Annotated in this window: 26 protein-coding genes; 23 read left to right on the top strand and 3 right to left on the bottom strand. The window is 47.5% G+C overall.

What is annotated here, in order from left to right:
• Nucleotides 1-8 precede the first annotated feature (8 nt).
• The 20 genes from BUC22_RS08745 to BUC22_RS08830 all read left to right on the top strand — a co-directional run bounded on the left by BUC22_RS08745 (nt 9) and on the right by BUC22_RS08830 (nt 15,124).
• Nucleotides 9-497: a hypothetical protein gene (locus BUC22_RS08745; RefSeq protein WP_073382770.1), complete on the top strand. Its 489-nt coding sequence runs from the start codon at nt 9-11 to the stop codon at nt 495-497.
• A gap of 41 nt (nt 498-538) precedes the next feature.
• Nucleotides 539-775, top strand: a complete 237-nt coding sequence (locus BUC22_RS08750; protein WP_073382773.1) for a hypothetical protein — start codon at nt 539-541, stop codon at nt 773-775.
• Between the two features lie 24 nt (nt 776-799).
• Nucleotides 800-1,186 (top strand): hypothetical protein, encoded by a 387-nt coding sequence (locus tag BUC22_RS08755; RefSeq protein ID WP_073382775.1) that lies wholly within the window; start codon nt 800-802, stop codon nt 1,184-1,186.
• The gene (locus BUC22_RS08760; RefSeq protein ID WP_073382778.1) at nt 1,183-1,797 is read left to right on the top strand and encodes a bacteriophage Gp15 family protein; all 615 of its coding nucleotides are present in this window, start codon (nt 1,183-1,185) and stop codon (nt 1,795-1,797) included. Before BUC22_RS08755 ends, BUC22_RS08760 begins: the two co-directional genes overlap by 4 nt.
• Nucleotides 1,798-1,835: 38 nt before the next feature.
• Nucleotides 1,836-2,333, top strand: coding sequence for a hypothetical protein (locus BUC22_RS08765; RefSeq protein ID WP_073382780.1), 498 nt, complete (start codon nt 1,836-1,838; stop codon nt 2,331-2,333).
• Nucleotides 2,334-2,594: 261 nt separating this feature from the next.
• Nucleotides 2,595-6,206, top strand: a complete 3,612-nt coding sequence (locus BUC22_RS22435) for a peptidoglycan DD-metalloendopeptidase family protein (protein WP_073382783.1) — start codon at nt 2,595-2,597, stop codon at nt 6,204-6,206.
• Complete coding sequence (locus BUC22_RS08775) at nt 6,199-7,059, top strand: phage distal tail protein (protein ID WP_083591125.1); 861 nt, start codon at nt 6,199-6,201, stop codon at nt 7,057-7,059. The genes BUC22_RS22435 and BUC22_RS08775 overlap by 8 nt, the downstream gene beginning before the upstream one ends.
• Nucleotides 7,060-7,071: 12 nt before the next feature.
• Nucleotides 7,072-7,731, top strand: a complete 660-nt coding sequence (locus BUC22_RS08780) for a hypothetical protein (protein WP_013381476.1) — start codon at nt 7,072-7,074, stop codon at nt 7,729-7,731.
• Between the two features lie 12 nt (nt 7,732-7,743).
• Complete coding sequence (locus BUC22_RS08785; RefSeq protein WP_073382784.1) at nt 7,744-8,928, top strand: siphovirus ReqiPepy6 Gp37-like family protein; 1,185 nt, start codon at nt 7,744-7,746, stop codon at nt 8,926-8,928.
• An 11-nt stretch (nt 8,929-8,939) separates the two neighbouring features.
• The gene (locus BUC22_RS08790) at nt 8,940-9,908 is read left to right on the top strand and encodes a collagen-like domain-containing protein (RefSeq protein WP_050814072.1); all 969 of its coding nucleotides are present in this window, start codon (nt 8,940-8,942) and stop codon (nt 9,906-9,908) included.
• Between the two features lie 9 nt (nt 9,909-9,917).
• Nucleotides 9,918-10,427, top strand: coding sequence for a hypothetical protein (locus tag BUC22_RS08795; RefSeq protein ID WP_073382787.1), 510 nt, complete (start codon nt 9,918-9,920; stop codon nt 10,425-10,427).
• A 21-nt stretch (nt 10,428-10,448) separates the two neighbouring features.
• Entirely contained in the window at nt 10,449-10,802 is a 354-nt protein-coding gene (locus BUC22_RS08800) for a hypothetical protein (RefSeq protein WP_013379624.1), read from the top strand.
• Nucleotide 10,803: 1 nt separating this feature from the next.
• Nucleotides 10,804-10,953, top strand: coding sequence for a CD1375 family protein (locus BUC22_RS21825; protein WP_013379625.1), 150 nt, complete (start codon nt 10,804-10,806; stop codon nt 10,951-10,953).
• A 57-nt stretch (nt 10,954-11,010) separates the two neighbouring features.
• Nucleotides 11,011-11,319 carry a hypothetical protein gene (locus tag BUC22_RS08805; protein ID WP_013379626.1) on the top strand — a complete coding sequence of 103 codons (309 nt, stop codon included), beginning with the start codon at nt 11,011-11,013 and terminating at the stop codon, nt 11,317-11,319.
• Between the two features lie 2 nt (nt 11,320-11,321).
• Nucleotides 11,322-11,585 carry a phage holin family protein gene (locus tag BUC22_RS08810; RefSeq protein ID WP_013379627.1) on the top strand — a complete coding sequence of 88 codons (264 nt, stop codon included), beginning with the start codon at nt 11,322-11,324 and terminating at the stop codon, nt 11,583-11,585.
• A 2-nt stretch (nt 11,586-11,587) separates the two neighbouring features.
• Nucleotides 11,588-12,583, top strand: coding sequence for an N-acetylmuramoyl-L-alanine amidase (locus tag BUC22_RS08815; RefSeq protein WP_073382789.1), 996 nt, complete (start codon nt 11,588-11,590; stop codon nt 12,581-12,583).
• Nucleotides 12,584-12,941: 358 nt separating this feature from the next.
• Nucleotides 12,942-13,496: a hypothetical protein gene (locus tag BUC22_RS08820; protein WP_143163935.1), complete on the top strand. Its 555-nt coding sequence runs from the start codon at nt 12,942-12,944 to the stop codon at nt 13,494-13,496.
• A gap of 390 nt (nt 13,497-13,886) precedes the next feature.
• The gene (locus BUC22_RS08825) at nt 13,887-14,186 is read left to right on the top strand and encodes a hypothetical protein (RefSeq protein ID WP_073382794.1); all 300 of its coding nucleotides are present in this window, start codon (nt 13,887-13,889) and stop codon (nt 14,184-14,186) included.
• A 14-nt stretch (nt 14,187-14,200) separates the two neighbouring features.
• A complete protein-coding gene (locus BUC22_RS22080) occupies nt 14,201-14,359 on the top strand; it encodes a hypothetical protein (RefSeq protein WP_200805545.1) in 159 nt (52 codons plus the stop codon).
• A gap of 435 nt (nt 14,360-14,794) precedes the next feature.
• Nucleotides 14,795-15,124 carry a hypothetical protein gene (locus BUC22_RS08830; RefSeq protein WP_013380385.1) on the top strand — a complete coding sequence of 110 codons (330 nt, stop codon included), beginning with the start codon at nt 14,795-14,797 and terminating at the stop codon, nt 15,122-15,124.
• A 78-nt stretch (nt 15,125-15,202) separates the two neighbouring features.
• Here BUC22_RS08830 and BUC22_RS08835 read toward each other — a convergent pair whose 3' ends face one another.
• From BUC22_RS08835 to BUC22_RS08845, 3 genes are read right to left on the bottom strand one after another with little or no spacing between them, the layout of a single operon-like run.
• On the bottom strand, nt 15,203-15,973 hold the full coding sequence (locus BUC22_RS08835) for an ABC transporter permease (RefSeq protein ID WP_013380386.1): 771 nt from the start codon (nt 15,971-15,973) through the stop codon (nt 15,203-15,205).
• Nucleotides 15,966-16,901: an ABC transporter ATP-binding protein gene (locus BUC22_RS08840; protein ID WP_013380387.1), complete on the bottom strand. Its 936-nt coding sequence runs from the start codon at nt 16,899-16,901 to the stop codon at nt 15,966-15,968. Before BUC22_RS08840 ends, BUC22_RS08835 begins: the two co-directional genes overlap by 8 nt.
• A 12-nt stretch (nt 16,902-16,913) precedes the next feature.
• A complete protein-coding gene (locus tag BUC22_RS08845; protein WP_013380388.1) occupies nt 16,914-17,372 on the bottom strand; it encodes a hypothetical protein in 459 nt (152 codons plus the stop codon).
• A gap of 806 nt (nt 17,373-18,178) precedes the next feature.
• Here BUC22_RS08845 and BUC22_RS21830 point away from each other — a divergent pair.
• From BUC22_RS21830 to BUC22_RS08855, 3 genes are all read left to right on the top strand, one after another.
• On the top strand, nt 18,179-18,349 hold the full coding sequence (locus tag BUC22_RS21830; RefSeq protein WP_013380390.1) for a hypothetical protein: 171 nt from the start codon (nt 18,179-18,181) through the stop codon (nt 18,347-18,349).
• Between the two features lie 129 nt (nt 18,350-18,478).
• Complete coding sequence (locus BUC22_RS08850) at nt 18,479-19,141, top strand: GOLPH3/VPS74 family protein (RefSeq protein WP_013380391.1); 663 nt, start codon at nt 18,479-18,481, stop codon at nt 19,139-19,141.
• Nucleotides 19,142-19,319: 178 nt separating this feature from the next.
• Nucleotides 19,320-21,482, top strand: coding sequence for a GGDEF/HDGYP domain-containing response regulator (locus BUC22_RS08855; protein ID WP_013380392.1), 2,163 nt, complete (start codon nt 19,320-19,322; stop codon nt 21,480-21,482).
• Nucleotides 21,483-21,495 lie beyond the last annotated feature (13 nt).

Below are 21,495 nucleotides of genomic sequence, written 5' to 3' on the forward strand. Positions count from 1 at the left end.
GAACAGTAATGGAAAAACTCATGCGGTACAATATCGCGGATTATTTAAATATCGGAACCGATACCGAAGAATACGCCCTGATGGGCACAGGCTTTAACAGCCTCAATGAAAGCCCCAACGCCCAGGTGGACACCAAGGCCTACATCAACGACAAATCGACCTCATCCACCACCACGGGCTACCAGGGGCAATTCCCTTTTGAAGCGGACATGATCAAAGATGAACGAGCCCTCATGAAGCTCTATGAGATTGGGCGCAATCAGAAGACCGGCGTGGATGCCGAGGTGGACTACGTGCGCGTGGAACTCTTTGAACCCGTTGCCAGCAAGGAAAACACCTTTAAGGCCCGTAAGTTCCGATGCTCCACTGAAATTTCGGACATTTCCGGTGAAGGGGCACAGCCCCTGGTACTCTCCGGCAACCTGAACCAGGTGGGTGACCTGATCGACGGCGAGTTTAACACCACCACCAGGACCTTTACACCTGCGGGGGAGTAAAAACCCCGCTGAAGGCCGTCTCAATCGCTGGGACGGCCAAAGTGGGGCAGACCTTAACCGCTAATATCGACCCGACCGATGCGACTACGACTTACCAGTGGAAGGTTGCTGACAGCGTGAGTGGCAGCTATAGTGATATCCCAGAAGCGACAAATAAAACCCTGCTTCTCGCAGCCGAACAGCAGGGCAAGTTTATAAAAGCAGAAGCAACGGGTACCGGAAAATTTGAGGGTACCAAACTGAGCGCTGCAACCGCAGCCGTGGCCCCGCAGGCCTGAACAATGAAAGCGAGGAAGTAAGCAATGCGTAAATTTACCTTTAGCCAGAGCGCGATCCCAATTGATATAGAAGACCAGCATTTTGAGATTCCCTTTAACCAGGGATTATTTGCTAAGAAAGATAAGATCGTCAAGGAGTCCCAAAAGGCTCTGAAAGCAATCAAGAAAGACGCTGACGAACAAGCAGCCCTTGATAAGGTTTTCGCTTTTTTTAAAACCTCCATGGATGAACTCCTTGGAGAGGGCGCCCATGATAAAATCTTTGGCAGCCGGAAACAGGACGTCATTGAGGAAACCGATGTGCTGTACTTTGTCATCGGCCAGATCAACGCCTATGAGCAGAGCCGTTACCAGCCGCAAAATGCCAAAGCGCCCACGACCAGGCCTGCCAAAAAGAAGAAAAAGAAATGAACCCCTTCATTGAGGACTTACCCGTCACGGTCTGGCTGGACGGTGTGGAATACCCCATGAATACGGATTTCCGCACCTCCATTGAATTTGAGACCTGCATGATGGATCCGAAGCTGACTTATGAGGCGCGGCAGGAAAAAGCGCTGGTCTTATATTTCGGCGGAATCCCCAGGGATGTGGAGGCCGCCTTGGAGGCTATACTGGCTTTTTACCGCTGTGATCCAGATTTTAGCATTGAAAAGGCCCAGGAGGAACCGACAAAACCGGAACGTCCCATCTATTCTTATGAGCGGGATTTTAAGTATATCTATGCCTCTTTTCTGGAGCAGTACGGCATTGACCTGTACGCGACCGAACACCTGCACTGGTGGAAGTTCAAGGCCATGTTTGAATCCTTAAATGACACCACCCAGATGAAAAAGATCATGGGTTACCGGTGCGCGAAGCCCGAGAAAGGCATGTCCCAGGAGCAGAAGAATGAAATCAAACGGCTGCATCGCATATGGGATCTGCCCCTCAACGAAGTGGATCAGGCGGAGGAGGATGAATTTACCAAGATTTTGATGGGCGACGGAAATATTGATGCTTTCCTTGCACAATCCCGCGAATGATAGTATAATTTGTTTATATTATTATGGGGGTGCGGAAAATGGAAAGACCAACAAACGGTATTGCTTCTTTAGAATTAATTAGCGGATTAACCCCGAAAAAAGCTGATGATAACTTTAGAATCAGTTATGATGGAGACGATTTATTAATTGTTGAAAAAACAGGGTTTTTGAAAAACAAAGAGGCTCAAACATTTCGTCTGGCACTTAACAAGATTATTTCTATGGGCATTATTACCAAAGAAAATATCGAAGAAAAACAAAAAAGTGTTGTCGGGCGTGGCGTTGCTGGTGCCTTATTGTTTGGGCCCGCTGGCGCCATTGTGGGCGGAATATCCGGAACAGGAACAAAGAAAACCAAAAAAAGCGAAAGTGTCTTGGTCATTTCGTATTATGGAAAAAATGAAGAAGACATAAAAACAATTAACTTTGGGATTCTTGGCGATTTATTGGATCACGAGGTTCAATTTGTTCAATATTTTAAAGAAACTTATACTGATGAACTAACGGAAAACGAAAATGGAGAAATTATTTTATAGCATCTAGCCACCTTTAATGGTGGTTTTTTATTACCCGAAAGTTGGTGATAAACATTGAAAAGAAAGTAAAATGCCCACACTGCGGGTATAGCATGCCTCTCACCTACGACGAGCAGTCGGGGTGCAGGGGTCTTTTTATTGCCTGCAAAGGGCGAAAATGTAAGAAAACATTTGAAATAAAAATCATAAACGGAAAACAAGTCAGGTAGTGCCATTATGTGCCGATGACGGAATCACAGCAATACAAAGGTGGTGAAGACATTGGCCGATGGCAAAATTATAATTGAAACCGGGGTCGACTCGAAAGGGGCAGAGAAAGACCTATTTAAATTTAAAAATACGGCTGAAAAATCATTTCAAGGAGTTACGAGCAGTGCCAAAGGCGCCGTCGAAGGTATCAAAAAGATTGCCAGCGCAATCGGCCTGGTGACTGTCGCATCCGCAGCAATCGGCTTAATTCGGGGCTCGATTGACAAAGCCTTTTCCCGCATGGATACCATGGACCAGTTCAACCGGACCATGACCGCTATCACGGGAAACTCCGAAGCTGCCGGAAAGGCACTGGAGGAACTCAAAGGCATTACCAAAGGCACAGCCTACGGCCTGGATGTGGCTGCCAAAGCGACCCAGGACTTTGTGACACGTGGCCTGGATATTCACCAGGCGACTGAGCAGGTGCGTATCTGGGGCGATGCCGTGGCTTTTTACGGCGACGGCAGCTCGGAGCAGTTCGCGAACGTTTCCGACGCTTTGGCGAAGATGCGGACCAAGGGCAAAGTTGAGATGGATCAGCTTGACCGATTGTTTGACGCTGGGATTGACGCGGTTGGCATGTATGCTCAGGCAACCGGGCAATCCTCCGCGGAAGTCCAGGACGCTTTGTCTAACGGTAAGATCAGTGCTTCGGATTTTATCGATACGGTTTCCAAAGCCATGGAAGAGGGCACCAACGGTGTTTTAAGCATTGCAGGTGCCGCCAAAGAAGCGGGAATGAGCTGGGGCGCGGTTTTTGATAACATGCGCGCCGCGGTAGCTCGTGGGATTGAGTCGGTTATAAAAGCTATTGATGAAAGCCTCGCAGCCGCAGATCTGCCAACTTTAAAAGAGGCCATTGCTGGCGTTGGAGATGCCTTTGAATCTGGGCTTAAAAGTGCCGCTGAAAATATTATCCCTAAGTTAATTGAAGGGCTTTCTTGGCTTGTTGACAACGGAAACGCAATCGGTGCAGTGCTTTCAAGTCTCACATCAGCATTTATCGCTTTCAAAGCGGCTGTCATTGCGGGTGGTCTGGTTGATTCAATCGGTAAATTCATTGGGAGGTTCGACAAAGCTCGCGAAAGCATGGGCCTTATGAAATCCGCTTTGTCTGCCTTAGGCCTAGGCCCGATTCCGCTTGTAATAGCGGCGGTAGCTGCTCTGGTGGCTGGAATCATCTACCTCTGGAACACCAACGAAGACTTCCGGAACGGCGTCATTAATATCTGGAATGGGATTGTTTCCTTCTTTACCGAGACGATCCCCAACGCCTTTAACAGCCTCATTGAGTGGTTTAAGAGCAATTGGGCGGGGATTGGGCTATTTATCGTCAATCCGATCGCCGGGGCTTTGAAGCTGCTCTATGACAACAACGAAGGTTTCCGGGAGTGGGTTAACAACCTCTGGGAGAATATCAAAAACGCCTTTCAGAACGGCTGGAACAGCATTGTCGCCTTCTTTACCGAGACCATTCCAGCTTGGATTGCCAGCGTCGGCGAGTGGTTCAACCAACTGCCTTACCTGATCGGGTACGCTCTGGGTTACGCGCTCGGAACACTGGTCCAGTGGGGCGTGAACGTCTGGAACTTTTTTACCCAGACCGTGCCGCAGTGGATCGCCAGCGTGGGCCAGTGGTTCTCCGAACTGCCTGGCCGGATCAATGAGTGGCTGGTCAATGCCTTAAGGCGAGCCCTCACCTGGGGCATCAACATGAAGCTTCAGATGCGCCAGGCGGCCATTGACGCGATTAACGCGGTCATCGAGTGGTTTAAGGAGCTGCCCGGACGGGTGATGACCTGGCTGGAGCAGACGATCTCCAATGTTGTATCCTGGGGCTCGAACCTGTACAATTCTGCCAAAGAGGCCGCCCTTAACCTGGTCAACGGCGTGATCGAGACCATCACCTCGCTGCCCCAGAAAGTCCAAGAAATCGGCCGAAACATTGTCGAGGGGATCTGGAACGGCATCAACGGAGCGGTGAACTGGATAAAAGATAAGATCGCTGGATTTTCAAACGGCCTGATTGACGGTGTAAAGGCTGCCCTTGGCATCCACTCACCATCAACGCTTTTCCGGGATGTGATCGGCGTCAACATCGTCCGGGGCATCGGTGAGGGCTTTGAAAGCGAACTGCCCAGTTTAAAGAGCGCCATCGCAGCTGGCGTGTCCGGTCTGAGCACCGACGCCAACGTGGACGTCAAAACCACGATGACGAACGTGGCGCCCGTCCCTGTGGAAGAGACCGCCGCGGAAGGCAAGCAGCTTTCCAACCAGTGGACTTTAATTAAGACGAATGTTCACACCCTTGTGGATCAGCTGCAGCAAGGCACCAAGGCGAAATTTAATACTGCCTACAGCCAGGTCAACAACCTGACCACCACCTTCGCCAACCTGACCGGCCAGCAGTGGCAGCGCATGTTGTCGCAGATCACTGCGGTTTTAGACCGGATGTGCAGCGTGTCCGCAAACAAGTTTAACGCGCTGAAAGATACCGCTGTTTCAATTTTAAGCGGCCTACCCGGACAGCTTTACAGTATCGGGGCAACTGCCATTGACAACCTGGTCTCCGGCATAAACTCCAGGCAGGAAGACGCCAACAACGCGGCCAGCAGCCTGGTACAGTCTGTGGTGGCCAAGTTCAAGGAAGGCTTTGGGATCAACTCGCCGTCCAAGGTCATGTTCGAGATGGGGGCCTACCTCATTGAAGGGCTGATCAACGGTTTACAGGGTGACGAGCTCATGCGCTTCGTGGATAAGATGGTCGCGGATATGAAAGCCGCTTTTGAAAGCGGAAATTTCGACATCCTGAAAACTATCCAGCTCATGGGCGATGGGGCCACGAAACTCTTTGAAAGGCTGGGGATTAAGCTCGGCAACCTGTCCGGCGCCTTGTTTGGCTCCGGCGGCATCCTATTCCCAACCGATAGCAAGACCATCACCTCCCATTTCGGGTACCGTGATGACACCGGCGGTGTGGGCAGCAGCTATCACCAGGGCATTGACATCGGTGCTGGCATGGGTGAGCCTATCTACGCGGCTCTTCCAGGTAAAGTCGAGCTGGCAGGCCCCAACGGCGGCTATGGAAACTGCGTCATCATCGACCATGGCGGCGGGCTTAAAACCCTTTATGGCCATATGTCTGTCATCGGAACCTCCGAAGGCGCCAGTGTGGCCCAGGGCCAGGTCATTGGCCTGGTCGGCAGCACCGGGAACTCCACCGGGCCTCACCTGCACTTCTCCGTCATCATGGGCGGCGAGCAGATTGACCCGTTAAAACTGTTTCCGGGTTTCGCAGTCGGCAGCCGGTACATTCCAAAAGATATGCTGGCTATGGTCCATGAAGGTGAGGCCGTGGTGCGGAAGAAAGACAACCCCTATGCCAACAGCGGCGGCAGCTTCTGGAGCGGACTGTTAACCTCAGCCGTGAAGCATGAGATCGCCCTGGCAAAGAACTACCCGGGTGTCAACGCCGGCAATAACCAGACCACTATCAACTACGTGACCAACAACATTGACAAGAGCGTCAGCCAGGACGTGACCTTCGCGGAAAGGGTTGAATCCCCGTCTGAAGTCACCTATGCCCTGGAACGCCTGGAAAGGGAGTTAGCCTTTGGATAAGAATTTAATCAAGCTGCAATTCAAAAGCGGCAGCGGGACCGTGGAGATGGGCAAGGGGCTGACCTATCGGCTCCTTGAAAAGCCCACCGGCATCGAGGGCAGCGAGTACACCGTGGAGACTGAGAACAACAACCAGTATGACGGGGATACCGTGCTTGACCGCCGGATTGAAAAGCGCCCCATCTCCGTTACCTTTGAATATCCCGATGCCCGGAACGCTCCGGACAAGCGGGATTTTTTAATCGGGTTTTTTAACCCGAAGCGGACTGGCAGCCTGGAGGTTGACTACTGTGGCCGGAGGCGGTATATCGAATACGAAGTGGTGAGCGTGAAAGACAACCAGACCAACCTGAACGAGCCGCTCAAAATGCTGGTGGAGCTGATCTGCCCAGAGCCAACCTTTAAGGAGATCTATGAGGATGAAACCGTCATTGAGACCTGGATTAACGGGTGGCATTGGAAGTTCAGCCTGCCCTTTAAGTTTAGGGAGCGGGGACCACAACGTATGATGGTCCATAACAGTGGGCATCTGGCAACGCCGGTGCAGATCATTTTTCCCGGCCCCGCCCTGAACCCGCAGGTGATCAACCACACCATTGGAAAGTTCATGAAGATCAACCGTTCCTTGGGGCCCTATGACGTGCTGTATGTCAACACCGACTTTGGCAAGAAAAGCGTTGAAATCGTGCGGGAAAACGGCCAGCGGGAGAATGCTTTTGACTACATTGATATTCAGAATAAGTTCTTTGAGCTGGAGGTCGGGGACAATGACATCGAGTTTAAATGTGACGACGCCGATCTGGTGCCTCAGGAAGTAAGAATTCGATATAGAAACCGCTATTTGGGCGTGTAGAAAGGAGATTAAATGGCAGAACAATATCATGGTTTTTGGGACGGCGGCGCGCTGTATGGACAGGCCGAGTTTAACCGGTATTTTGACCGGATTTATGAATCCGGCGTGGGTGTGCGTGCGGATGGCAGCATGGAATATGAGGTTAAGAAAGCGTCAGCGACGACCTTGACCGTTGCAGGCGACAGCTTCGCGATCATAAAAGGTTTTTATCGGTATACGCCAGCGGATATGACCATTACGGTCCCTGCAGGCAACCGAAAAGACCGCGTTGTGATCAAAATGGATAAGACGCGCAGGACGGTTTACGAGCCACAGCTTAAGCAGGGAACTACATCAACTCCACCAGCACTGCAACGGGACAACAACGTTTGGGAAATCTCGCTGGCACAGATTACAGTCAATGCCTCTGGAATCGTAAGCGTGACCAACGAACGCACCGACAAAAACCTTTGCGGCGCCATCCGGCCTAAAAACCTGTCGGAGTTTAACGACTGGATGGAAGGATTAAAACAGCTTGCCAACACGCTGCTGAATGACATCCAAGTACGTTTTGACACCTGGTTTGAAGGCGCACAAGGGCGCACACCCAGGGAAATCTTTGTGCAGGACGCAAACACCGAGCCGGAGAATCCTTCAGAAGGAGCATTGTGGATTGCTTTAAATCCCGATTAATGGAGGGCTTGTATGGACCAATTACAACGTGTCAGCATTCGGTTTCTTAACCCCGATTTGAAATTGATCGGCGAGATTGCCAGGTACGGCTCATTGCAGTTTACCCGCAAATGGAACACGTACAGCGTGTTTGAACTGAAGCTCGGAACATACAACCCATTGCTGCTTCAAAACGGTCATTTTATTTTGTTGGAGGACGACCTCAATTCCCTGGGTTACATTACCCAGTTCAGCATCGAGGAGCGGTATTTTGAAAAAACAATCACCGTCAAGGGTTTTTGTCCGCGGTGGGTGTATTTTAACCGGCCGACACTGCCGCCAGCAGGCAAGGACGAAGACACCTTCAACACGGAAACTGAAAACATCATGCTTGGGCTGATGGAGCATAACTGTACGAACCCAGAGAACCCAAACCGAAAGCTTCCCAACCTTCTCCTAAGGGCCAGCCAGAACCGAGGCGAAAAGCTTTCTTTTCAGACGCGCTATAAATGGCTGTACGAGGAAATGCAGAGCCTGAGCGAGCTTTCAAAGCTGGGCACCGGAACCGAACTGGATTATAACAATAAAAAAATTATTTTTGAAGTATTACAAGGCGTTGACCGAACCTATGAAAACGGCGTTCGGGCGCCTTATACTTTTTCCAAGGATTTGAACCGGATCAACTCCCGAAACTACGCCGAAAGCGAGCTGGACTATAAGAACTGCGCTTATGTAGCTGGGCAGGGCGAGGGCGCTGACCGTGAGGTCATTATCCTAGGCAATGAGAAAACAGGCTACGACCGGCGGGAAATCTTCTTCGATGCCCGTGACATTGGCGAGGATGCCAACACAACGCTTGAGGACCGTGGAAAGGTTCGCCTCACAGAGTATCTTTACCAGAAAGATTTCTCGGCCGAGGTGGACGCCCGGGATTACCGCAAAAAATGGGACCTGGGCGACTTTGTGACCATTGTCGATGAAGAGACCGGTATTATTGAAGACCACCAGATTACAGAGGTTAAGGAAACCTATGAAAAGGGAACCCGAAAAGTTGAGCCGGTGTTTGGCCAAAAGCTCTCCGGGATCACAGACCGCATTAAGAAAAACGCTGCGAGCCCCGTATCCTACCAGGGCAAACAAGGCGAGCCTGGAGAAAACGGCAAAACGCCAAACTTTCGATTGGATGAGGATGGCAATTTGTACGCGATATACGAGTGAGGTGAAGCGATGTGAGCGAGATACTGTTAGGGAATATTATGGGGCCACCAGGACCAGAAGGAAAGCAAGGCCCTCCTGGACCGCAAGGTGAACAAGGAATTCCAGGAAAAAACGGCGCTCCTGGAGCTGAAGGAAAACAGGGACCCGTTGGCCCGCAAGGAGAGCAAGGCCCGCCCGGAGAAAAAGGAGCGACCGGCGCCACTGGACCTACTGGACCAAAGGGGGACACTGGCCCTGCTGGTCCGCCCGGCGCGCAAGGACCCAAAGGGGATACCGGCGTAGCGGGAAAGGACGGTGCCGACGGTGCTGACGGAAAGAGCGCTTATGAAGTGGCGGTGGAAAACGGTTATGTTGGCACAGAGCTACAGTGGCTGATATCGCTGAAAGGGGAAACCGGGCCGCAAGGTGAACGTGGACCACAAGGCGTTGCTGGTCCCAAAGGCGAAAAAGGTGACCCGGGAGAACGTGGAGCGACCGGACCCGCAGGAGCCAAAGGCGAAACTGGAGCGACAGGGCCAAAGGGCGATACGGGTCCACAAGGCTTAAAGGGCGATAAAGGCGATCAGGGGCCCCAAGGCGCAAAAGGAGAGACCGGACCGAAAGGGGTTAGTATTCGCCTTAAAAACGCCTGGGCAAGTAGCGTTGCATATGTTAACGACAGCGCCTATATCGACATTGTAACCTACAACGGCAGCATGTATGCCTGTAAAGCCAGCCACACCTCCAGCAGTAGCATCACGCCCACAAACACAACTTATTGGATTCTTATGGCATCTAAGGGGGATAAGGGCGATAAAGGCGCAACGGGTGATCGTGGTCCGCAAGGCATCCAGGGCCTAAAGGGCGATACGGGAGCCCGTGGTGCTACCGGAGCGACGGGCCCACAGGGTCCACAAGGGGCAACCGGACCAGCCGGCGCCCCAACAAAAATGCAAACAGCCGACCCGGGCAGCAGTGCCCTGGTCTGGCTAAAAATATAGGAGGTATTTATGGCAATTCGAAAAGCTGAATATCGATTTCGAAATGGAAGTACTTGGGATACGCTTTATTTTAAAACTATTGCAGACCAAATTATAGATCTGTGCCCAAGTATCTTAATTTCCAGAACAACAGATTTAGTCAATAGGCCCAGCGACGGGGGTATGCAATGGAATAAAACAGAAGATGACACAACACTTGCGCAAATTGTATCTGGTACGCCGAGCAATATAAAGATACTTAAAACAGGGCTTTACCTTATTTGCTGTAAGCATGCATTGCTCATCTCCGGTGCACCTTCAGGCGGAGTTTTGCAGATGCGAAAAGTGGCCGCCACCGAGACAATGCTCGAAGATGCGATTATGGGTATGGGAAATGTAAATAATGAGTCGAATTTAAATTTAACAACAATGATGCGATTTACAGCCGGTGACATTGTTAAGTTTACCAGTTTTTACTCAGCGACTGTCACCACATTTATGACAGTCGGTTCGGTACTAAGACTCGTAAAGCTACATTAGAAAGTTAGAAAGGAGACAAAGATGAAAAAAACAATCGGAACCGACATCGCTTTTTCCGGAAACATCAATGGGCTCAAATTATGCCGGGAGATTGAGGCAGCATCGATTACAGAGTACACACTGGAAATGGACCCGGATACTGGAGAACTGTACTTAACTTTCAATTATGCGCTGGAGCCGCAGATAAACACGATTCTCGCGGCGCACGACCCGACGCCGGACCCGGAGCCGCTGAGCGACATCGAGCAAACACAACTGGCAGTGGCTGAAGCTATCGAAAAACAGGAAGCAGACAAAATAGAGCAGCAGCTGGCTCAAGCAGAAATGTTTGAAACCATCTTACAGATGTTAGAACCACGGGGAGGAGGTGAGTAGAATGGTCGCCATGTACGCAGATTTAGTCGAGTTAGGCTTAAGAGCCTTAACCGCAGAAGATGCAGCAGAGTTTAACTGCCCGATGGTACCCGCGTTTTTAAGAGCGCAGGTCAAGGCAGAAGTGGACAAACGCGGGAAGTTATACGCGTAAGGATTCAGGAGAAGGGCGTCGCTTGGCGTCCTTTTTCGATTTTGAAAGGACAACCGAGTGGAGCATTTTAGATTAATTGTGGAGATTGCCATCGGCATCACAGCGCTGGTGGCCTTTGGAAAGCTGGTGCTGCAGCCTGTTAGAGTTCAAGCTCAAAGAGTGGCCGTGATTGAAGAAGGGATTCAAAGCATGTTGCACGACCGGATTTACCAGGCGTGCACTTTTTATATCAAACGCAGCTGGGTAACTGTTTCGGATTTAAAGAATCTGGAGCACATGTTTGAGCCATACGAAGACATGGGCGGCAACGGCACAGCGAAAGAATTGTATGAGCGGGTCAAAGACCTGCCCATTAGGGAGGAATAGACATGGAATACATCGTACAAGACTTCTTGATTTTAGTCCCTGTGCTCTACGTGCTGGGGCTTTTTTTAAAGGGCACACCCAAAGTACCCAACTGGTTAATCCCGTGGATAATCGGCGTTTTAGGCGTTGCGCTGGGGTTTGGAATCGGCGGGTTTAATGTGACCGCGGCGATTCAGGGCATTCTGGCAGCTGCAGCGGCGGTTTATGGGAACCAGCTGTGGAAGCAGGTGGTAAATGGGATTAATGAAAAGAAGGAGGACAGATAATAATGGCAAGTATTTTTTTAGCAGTAGGACACGGTATTTCCACTAATGGAAACTGGGATTCTGGATGCGTGGATGGTAGTTATACCGAAGCAGACCTGATGTTTGATATTGTCGGCGTTGCAGTTCGAATCCTGCGTCAGCATGGCGTTATTGTTGGGACGGATTGGGATACCGGAAACGATCGGAACATGACTTATACCGTTCGGGATGCAAACAACGGCGGTTATGATTATTACATGTCAGTGCATTGTGACTACAGGGAAGCACCGAGCGGAACACTTCCGATTGTTGACCCGCGATCTGCCGGTGGTCCAGCTTTTACAGAAACCGTTAATCGCGAGTATATGGCTGTGACAGGGCTTGGAACACGCGGCATCTTATATCGGGATGATTACGAAGTCGCCCAAACAGATATGACGGCCTGTATTTTTGAAACAGGGTCCATCCGGGCAGACATTGGGGTATTGACGAATCCAGAACTGGCAGGAACCGGGATTGCGAAAGGGATTTTAAGCGCAATGGGGATTGCTTATAATGGTAGCACACCAGCACCGACGCCAGACCCGCAGCCAAGCAACGATAACCCTTATGGCTTTACGTCCATCTTCAGCGGCAGCTATTACCTCTCTTACGGTGATGGCCCAGACGAAAATATCCGCCAGTTCCAGAGAGATTGCAATTTCTGCGGCTACTGGGGCGAGACAGGTCCGCTAACCGAAGATGCGCTCTACGGTTCAGAAAGCCAATATGCCTGTGAATGCATCCAGAGGTTCCATGGCTTAACCGTTGACGGTGAGTACGGGATCAAGACCGACATCGCGCTGATGACTGAGATCGCACGAATTCAGGAGGCGTTGAAATGTCATGGTTATGATGTAGCGATTGATGGCGGTGCGGGGCCGGTCACCATTGCTGCGCTGAAAGACTTCCAGGCGAAAAATGGACTGGAATCGGACGGCATCTGTGGCGATCTGACAAGAGTTGCTTTAGGGATTTAATTTCGGATTTATCCTTAAGTAACCAAATTATTACAGATGTTTTAAAGATTCTTGTCGCGTTCTAAACGTAAAGACACACAGAATCTTTTTCATTTCTTTTCCTTTTAGGCCGTCCTTCATTGAGAGAGGCGGCCTCTTTTTAATGGAAAAATGTTATCAGCTCAAATTGAAATATTAAAAGCATTCGGAAATTTTCCTTTAAGCCTAGAATTTTCTCGTTTTTTTTTTTGATAGAATAAAAACAAAAGGCAAGGGGTTTTATGGAGAATAATCTATTAGGTTTAGCAGGAATTACCGCAATAATTGCTCTTTTAGGAGTTTTTTTCAACAAATAATTGTGATTAAAAACAAAAATATTATGAAAGAAAGAAGTAAATGGAGAGAAAGATTAAATATTTTATCTATAAAAATTGAAAACGGGAATAGTTATCAAGTCTCTCAAGCTATTACAGAGTTAAAAGTAAGATTAAATCCATGTGGTTATTTTGATAACAATAATTTTTATAAAGACGGCCATGTTTGGGCGTTATTAAAAAATAATAATACGAATATTGTTGATCAAAAGACAAAAAAACAATTAATAAAGTATATTGGACTATTCTTGAATCATGATTGGGAAAGATGTAAAAGGGAAAGTTTGCACTGGTGTTTTATACCCTATGAAATATTAGGTGGGACGCTTGCTTTTTTAAGTTTAATGTCTATACTTTACACAAAACTATTAATGTTTAATTCCTATGCCGATGAGCGGCTGTTTTTAAGGATTAATCTGTTGATATTTTTTGTTTTGGCGGTTATGATTTTAATTATAGAGGGAATATTTTTCTTCCTGAAAAAAAAGGAAAATGAAAAATATATAACATTTGTGAAAAAATACAGGGAAGAAATTAACGATATTACAAAAAATAAATAATGGCGGTTGTTTATTTTAATATTAAAAGTATATTTGAATTGCCTGGTTAGAGAAATATATATTCTTTTCTTTAATTAAGAGGTACGTATATTAACGAATGTGTAGAAGGTATTTGGTGAGATTGGGAAGTCCAATAGGGCTTCTTTTTGTTTAAAACCCACTCACCAGGGGTATAAATAATCTCGAACACACATACCTCTTACTTTTTAAAATACAAATTACTCTCCCAACTAACTTTTCCTTTTTTAGAACTCTCGGTCTTTTGGATCGGGAGTTTTTTATTGTCGTGTATATAATAATCCCTAAGAATAGATGGAATTTGTCTCGCTTGCTTTTTGAGAACGAAAGTTCTATAATTTAGACACAAACGTTCTTTAATGAGGTGGTTTTATGCAACGTAAGTACAATAACGTAAGGGTCGATCTGCTAAGGATGTGCACTAAGTATATTCCAAAAGGCTTTTACGCCGATGGGAAGCAATACGAGATTAAAGAAATTGTAGAAGTTAAGAAAGGTTTTATCCGCTGCGGCTCGCCCGGACTGCGCTATCTTGTCATTACGGATAAGAAGAATGCGGAGCTGCTTTTCGATAACCGAACAAAGCAATGGACTGCCATTATTTTCGACCCGCCAAAAGAGGAGAAAAAGGCCAGGGAAGAAATACTGGAAGACCTAAAATATTTAAATTAAAATGGGGGATAAAAATGAAAATCGCGCAAGAGTACAAAGGCTACTATTTGGATGTATTCTACAAAGATGGGGTTGTGAATGGCATTATTCAGCAAACACAGGATCAACTTCAGGGGCTGACGGTTGAGGAAGTTGTACGGGAGTTTAAGAAGAAAGTTCATGAAATATCTTAACATAATAGACCATATATAATGTAGAGATTTTTTTGATATGAAGAGTATTGTATATTCACGAAAAATGTATAAATATGTTGCCCCTAATTTTGCCCCTTATAGATTTTTATAAAGCAAAAAGTTTCAAAACACATTGCACGAAAAAACGCTAAAAAAGGTAGATTTAAAGGAAATGCAACGCCCTGATAAGCCAGTTTAATACAGACTTAGTAACATGAAACAAAAATGAAAGACCCTTTCAAACAGGCTGTTTAAGCCATTTGAAAGGGTCTTTTCTTTTTCAGGGCTCTCGGTCTTTGTTCAGGGGCTTTTTACGTAAAACAAGATAATTGTTATTATTTTGAAATGTATCCTATTTAATAATAGACATGGATTAAAATAGATGCTATAATGATGATAAAATGTATATATTGAAGAACGAAGGAGGAAGATATTATGAAGATCAATATGGATAAGGCTGTTGTTGAGTTTATTCCAGAAAATCAGATTGAAACTGCTGAGCTTGAAGCGCTTTGGATTAAAATGGGGAACTGCGTGGGAGATAATAAGAAACTGTCACCGATCGGTGTATATATCCCGACAGAAAACAATGTAGCGCGCTTTCACATTGGTGGTTTAACAGAAGCAGAAGCAAAGGCGGCACCAGAGCTTAGGGCGCCCTTCGATTGCCAGGTTTACTGCCTAACCTGTAATAAAGTTCAATCTGTAAAAGAAGGAGATTTAATCCCTTTCTGCTGCGGAAAACCTATGGAAATCATGGATTAACCATTTAGTATTTACGGCTCTTCTAATGCAGGCGATCCGCTTTGTGAAGAAGGGCTTTTTTATTTTTTGAAAAAGAGGTCAGCTTCTCAAGCCGACCCCTTTTTCAATGAGATACCAGCAAATGGCGTAAAGCACGATGATAAAAAGGACAAGGATTGTTAAGGACCACACGACCGGGACATCTGTTACGCCAAGAAACCCAAAACGGAAGCCTGAGACCATGTAGACAATGGGATTAACCTTTGAAACAGCCTGCCAGATCGGCGGCAGCATCGAAATGGAGTAAAACACACCGCCCAGATAGGTTAGTGGCTGCAGCACAAAGGTGGGCACAATGGAGACATCATCAAAGGATTTGGCAAAGATCCCGTTGAGCAGCCCAGCCAATGAAAATAAGACAGCCGTCATAAGCAGGGTAACGAGGATGATGGGCCAGGAAAAGACATGAAGGGGGACAAAAAATAACGAAATCACAGTGACGAGCGCTCCGACCATGATGCTTCGCCCCAGACCGCCGGTGACGAACCCCAGAATGATAACCTGAGTCGGCACTGGCGCGACCAGCAGCTCCTCAATGTTTTTCTGAAATTTTTGAGAAAAAAAGGAGGAGGCGACATTGCTGTAGGAGCTGGTGATGACAGACATCATAATGAGCCCGGGCACGATGAATTCCATATAGGAAAAACCGCCCATCTCTCCAATTCGTCCACCAATCAGATTTCCGAAAATAACAAAATACAATGAGGTGGTGATGACCGGCGGTACCAAAGTTTGTACCCAGATGCGCAGATAGCGGTTGGTTTCTTTTGCAGCCAGGCGTTTTAGTGCAGTAAAATAAAGTTTAAACATTTTTTTCCTCCGATTGATGTTTAACATCGGTGATTTTTAAGAATAATTCTTCTAAACGGTTGGATTTATTACGCATGGAAACGACTTTTATCCCTTGTTTTGTGAGCTGTTCGAAGATTCCGTTGACTCCCTGATCGCGCTGGACCTCGACGGTGAGGGTACGGCTGTCCTCAAAGTAGTTTTTATACCCATTGATAACAGGCCTGGTTTCAAAAGGCTCTAAATCAAAAATAAAGGTTTCATACTGTAATTTCGACAAAAGGTTTTTCATACTGGTATTCTCAATGAGCTCACCGGACTGGATGATCCCGATATTGCGGCAGAGCATTTCTGCTTCCTCCAGGTAATGGGTTGTCAGGATGATGGTCGTTCCCTGTGCATTCAGGTTTCTCAGGAAATCCCACATCTCACGTCGCAATTCAATATCGACCCCTGCTGTGGGCTCGTCTAAAATAAGCAGGCGTGGCTCATGCATCAATGCCCGGGCAATCATCAAACGCCGCTTCATCCCACCGGAGAGCATCCGCGCCCGTTCATGGCGCTTTTCAAGCAGTCCGGATTGCCTGAGGTATTTTTCACTGCGTTCCAGGGCTTCCTTGTGGGGAACACCGTAGTAACCAGCCTGATTGACGACAATCTGCTGGACGGTTTCAAATGGATTAAAGTTAAACTCCTGTGGCACTAGGCCGATCTGCTGTTTTGCCTGGACCAGATCGGTATCAAGGTCATATCCAAACACCTTTACAGTTCCAGCTGTTTTATTCACCAGGGAGGTAACGATTCCGATGGTGGTTGATTTTCCAGCGCCATTTGGTCCAAGGAGCGCGTAGAAATCGCCCTGCTCCACAACTAAATTGATGCCGCGCAGCGCCACAACCCCTGATTCATAGGTTTTCTTTAAATTTTTTAGTTCGAGTGCAATGGTCATATTATTTTCTCCTTAAATGCGTTCGGCATATAAATCAAAATTAATATGCCATTCGCCGTCCTCTTTTACGGTAACGTCCTGCCAATGGAAATTATTTTCCTCAATTTTAGCAAATACCCATTTTCTCCTTTTATTCTCAATATCCGTAAGGACGATTATGCCATTTTCTTTTTTTGCTTCAAGCCGAATAATTTTTCCTGTAAAACAATAGGCAATATCCCAGGCCTGCGTGCCGGGATTATAGACGCGAAGCGTCGTCCCGCGTTCATAATCGGGCAGGATAATAATATCCTGTATTGCCATTCCCTCAAGAACCCACGAAAAGTGCCATTCGCCTTTAATCGAGTGCGAAGTGCTGTTGTCAATATAGTCAATTTTCCAGCTCCCGACAAGCTCTCCAAAATAATTAAATTCTTCGGGCAGCTCTATATTCTTACATTCACTTGTCAACTTTTTAAGAAAGTCCTGCATGCGTTAATTCCTCCGCTAATATAAAATAATCTGATGTTCGGTTTACCCGCCAGCGGCGGTTATCCTTTCTATACTCTAAAGTAAAAGGGATGGGTCTGTCAAGAAATTCCGTGTATTTTATCTGGATATCGTGTCATCTATGTACAATATATAAAGCTTTTGACATCTTCTCATTTGTTCATTTTTTAATGTGAGGGAAGCGATTTTAAAAAAAGTGCACCCAACAGGAATATTCAAAAGCTACGGTCTACCAAGGGATAGGAGAGTATCGCGCTTATTGAAAATGTTAGATGCACCTGTTTTTAATATATCAGATATTCTGGGCTTTTGCAAGAGCTGTTAAGTTAAGCTTTAGATATGTTTTATCCTGTTTTGTTCAGATGTTTATATTGCAGATTCCCGGGTATAAATAGAATTGAACACACATACCTCTTACTTAAATCAATTAATCTCTCCCCCAATTTACTCTCCCCAAAAGAAGCCCCTGATCAAAGATCAGGGGCTTCTTTCATTATAAAGTCTTATCAAGCTGTTAAAACTAAACAGACTACGATAAGAATATTTGTTCTAAAAGCACTTGCTTTTTGAAACGAACGTTTGTATAATAGAAATGTCATCACTTTTCTTTGAGGGGATAATCGAAATAAAGGACAGGATGTCGTGGGCTTGCATGGTGAAAACAGTAGTATCCACGCATTGGTTGAAGCGCTCCACGATCCTGAGCTGTATGGATTGTCCCCCCTCTATGGTTTCTTATTTTATTATCGGATATAATGGTGTCCGAATCATCCAAAAGGAGAAGACGCTTGTATTTATTGTTTTCGATTTTATGCCAGTTATTTATTTGTCTCTGCTACAGCCTGGCGATTTTTTATCTGGCGGTCACACTGACAGGCAGTATTTTTCTGATGAATTATCATACGCTGGTTACTATGACTGTGCCTGCTGTCACGGCGGGCCAGACTGAATATCCCTGAGTCGCTGAGGGCCAAGGTGTAAGATGTCTGACCGTCTGGGCAGTGAAACGGACCGCTCGCGAAAAATATAAAAAACCTGGATACTTCTGTGTTATACTGAGTAAAGACAATTAAAAAAGGAGAAACGCGATGGAAAGAAAAGCACTCACACAGGAATATCTAATTTTAACCACCAATGATAAAGGAAAGCTGCCGATGGCGAATAGTACGGAGACGAAAGCAGGTTTGGTGGCCGCAGGAATAATGGATCTGCTCCTGGAGGGCGCCATAAAGATTGAAGGGAAAAAGGTGGAGGCCGTTGCTCCGCTGCCCGGCAGCCTGGGCCATCTGGAGGGGCTCTACGCCTACCTCAGCGATAAGAGCCGCTCTGTTACCAAGGTAATTGAGGATTACTGCATGTCCTTTTCCAGCAGCCGGATTAATCAGCTTCTGACGGACACCGGAAATTCTCTGAGTGCGGCCGGAGCCGTGGCAGAGGGTAAAGGAGGGCTTTTCGGAAACAGGGATCTTTTTGTGCCTGAAAAAGCCTATAAGGAAGCATTGATCGAGACTTTGAAAAGGGCGGCGGTTCAGGTGGAAAGTCTTTCGCTGCACGACGCGGCCCTTGCCAGCCTTTTGAAAGAAACCAGAAATCTTAAGCCGTATTTTTCAAAACACGAAAATGATCTGATGAAAGAAAAACTAAAGGCCATCAAAAACCAGCAGGACAGCAAAATAATCCGTGAGATGGTCGGATATATCGATGCTATTATGACGGTTATGATGGCTGCGGTCATTGCCACTGTCAATTAGGCGGATCAGGTTAAAAGGCCTGTGAGGCCTTTTTTCATGAGCTTTTTTGGTAAAATATCCTGAGGTTTTTTAAATGTGTGCTAAAAGTTGAACTTTTTCTGTGATTAAGTTATAATGAATTTATATTTATTACAAAGGAGTATTCGGAGAGATACAAGTCCGTTTAAGGGGGCTGTTTATGGATAACCAGACAGAAAAAAGAAAGATACTCATCGTTGACGATATGGAGCTGAACCGCGCGCTGCTGTGCGAGATGTTCCAGACAAAATATACCATATATGAAGCTGAAAACGGTGCGCAAACGCTGGAAATCCTGGAGCGGGAGAGCGAGAATATCGCGGTTGTGCTTTTGGATCTTATCATGCCAGTGCTCGACGGTTTCGGTGTCCTGACAGAAATGGAGCGTATGGGCCTGGCTGGCCGTGTCCCGGTCATCATGATTACTGCTGAGAACAGTGAGGGCGTTATGCAGCGCGGCTATGAGATGGGGGCAGCGGATATTGTCACCAAGCCCTTTAATCCCAATATCGTGATCCAGCGCGTCCACAACATCATTGAGCAGTATACCCAGAAGCTTCACCTGCGGCAGCTGGTGGCTGAACAGACAAGGGCGCTGCGGGAGCAGGCGGAAAAAATGCGTGAAAACAGCGCCCAGATGATTGACACCCTCAGCAGTATTATTGAATTTAAAAACACCGAATCGGTGTCCCATATACACAACGTGCGCGTGATTACCCGGCTGCTGCTGGCTGAATTTGCAAAAAACCATAGTGAATATGGACTTTCCGACTCCCTGATTGAGATTATCTCCGAGGCGGCGGCCATGCACGATATCGGTAAGGTGGCCATACCGGACAATATTTTAAACAAACCCGGCCGCCTGACCGATGAGGAATTTGAGATCATGAAAACGCACACCTCACGGGGAAGCGAGATTTTAATGGAGCTGTCCGGCGTCCAGAATCTGGCTTACTATGATTACTGCTACGATATCTGCCGCCACCACCATGAGCGGTGGGACGGAGGCGGATACCCCGACGGCCTGGTGGGCAACGAGATCTCTATCTGGGCCCAGGCGGTATCGCTGGCCGATGTCTACGACGCGCTGACCAGCAAGCGGGTTTATAAGGACGCTTACACTCATGAAACCGCCGTCCAGATGATTTTGGACGGGGAGTGCGGGGTCTTTAATCCACAGCTGATCGAATGCTTTATGACAGCACTGCCCGAGCTTAACCGATCCATGAAGGGGGGCGAAATGCTGACGTCGACGGTCACCGCGCCCGGTGAGGTGTCTATGCCTGAAAAGAAGAAAAAAGAAGCGCACGGCGATCTGTCAAGCCGGACCCTATATCTGTTAGAACAGGAGCGGCAGAAGTATCAGATATTGTCTGAGCTTTCGGATGAGCTTATTTTTGAATACGACCTGCGCGCGGACAAGCTGACCTTTTCTGACCGTTTTCAGATATTGACCGGAAAGGATCCGTTATTTCCGCAGATCAGCCGGTTATTGTCGGATGAGACGCTGGTCAACGCCGAGGATCAAAGGCGTCTTTTCAAAAAGCTTGAGCGCATTACGCCAGACAGGCCGACCTGCAAGGCGGAGCTGCGCATCAATCTGGACGGGGAGGGTTTCCAGTGGTATCAGGTTTATCTTTATCCTATCTGGGATATGGAGTTTGAGCCGATATGCGTGAGCTATATCGGCAAGCTCATCAATGTCGAGGAGAGCAAGCAGCGCAGCCTGATGCTTAAAAAGGAAGCAGAGAGCGACCCGCTCACAGGGCTTTTAAACCAGAGGGCAATGCGGGAGCAATCGATTCTGGTGCTCAAGGACCGGCGTATACAGAACGCCGCCCTGTGCTTTGCCGACGTTGATAATTTTAAATCGGTCAATGACGATCGCGGCCATCTTTTTGGGGATATGGTGCTCAAGGAGGTGGCAGAGATTCTGACCAGCAGTGTGCGCCATACCGATCTGGTAGGACGTGTGGGTGGCGATGAATTCCTGATCCTGTTCCACGACATTATCGACCAGAGAGACATCGAAAGGCGTGTTTCAGCCATCTGTAAAAAGCTGAACAAACGCTTTAACAGCTACGGCATTACCGGAAGCCTTGGCATTTCCCGCTATCCTCAGGATGGGGAGGATTTTGACACTCTTCTCCAAAAGGCCGACCAGGCCCTGTACCATTCCAAGGATCTGGGGAAAAACCAGTACAAGGTTTACGACGCAAGCTGTGCGAACCGGCCTTTCCGTTCATCCCTGACCCGGGTAGATAACTATAACGAAAAAATTGAGGAGATGGCCAGGGAATTAAAAAACATAACCAGCAGTTGACCAGAGGGGCTTT

The organism is Eubacterium callanderi, assembly GCF_900142645.1.
Taxonomy (GTDB): Bacteria; Bacillota; Clostridia; order Eubacteriales; family Eubacteriaceae; genus Eubacterium; species Eubacterium callanderi.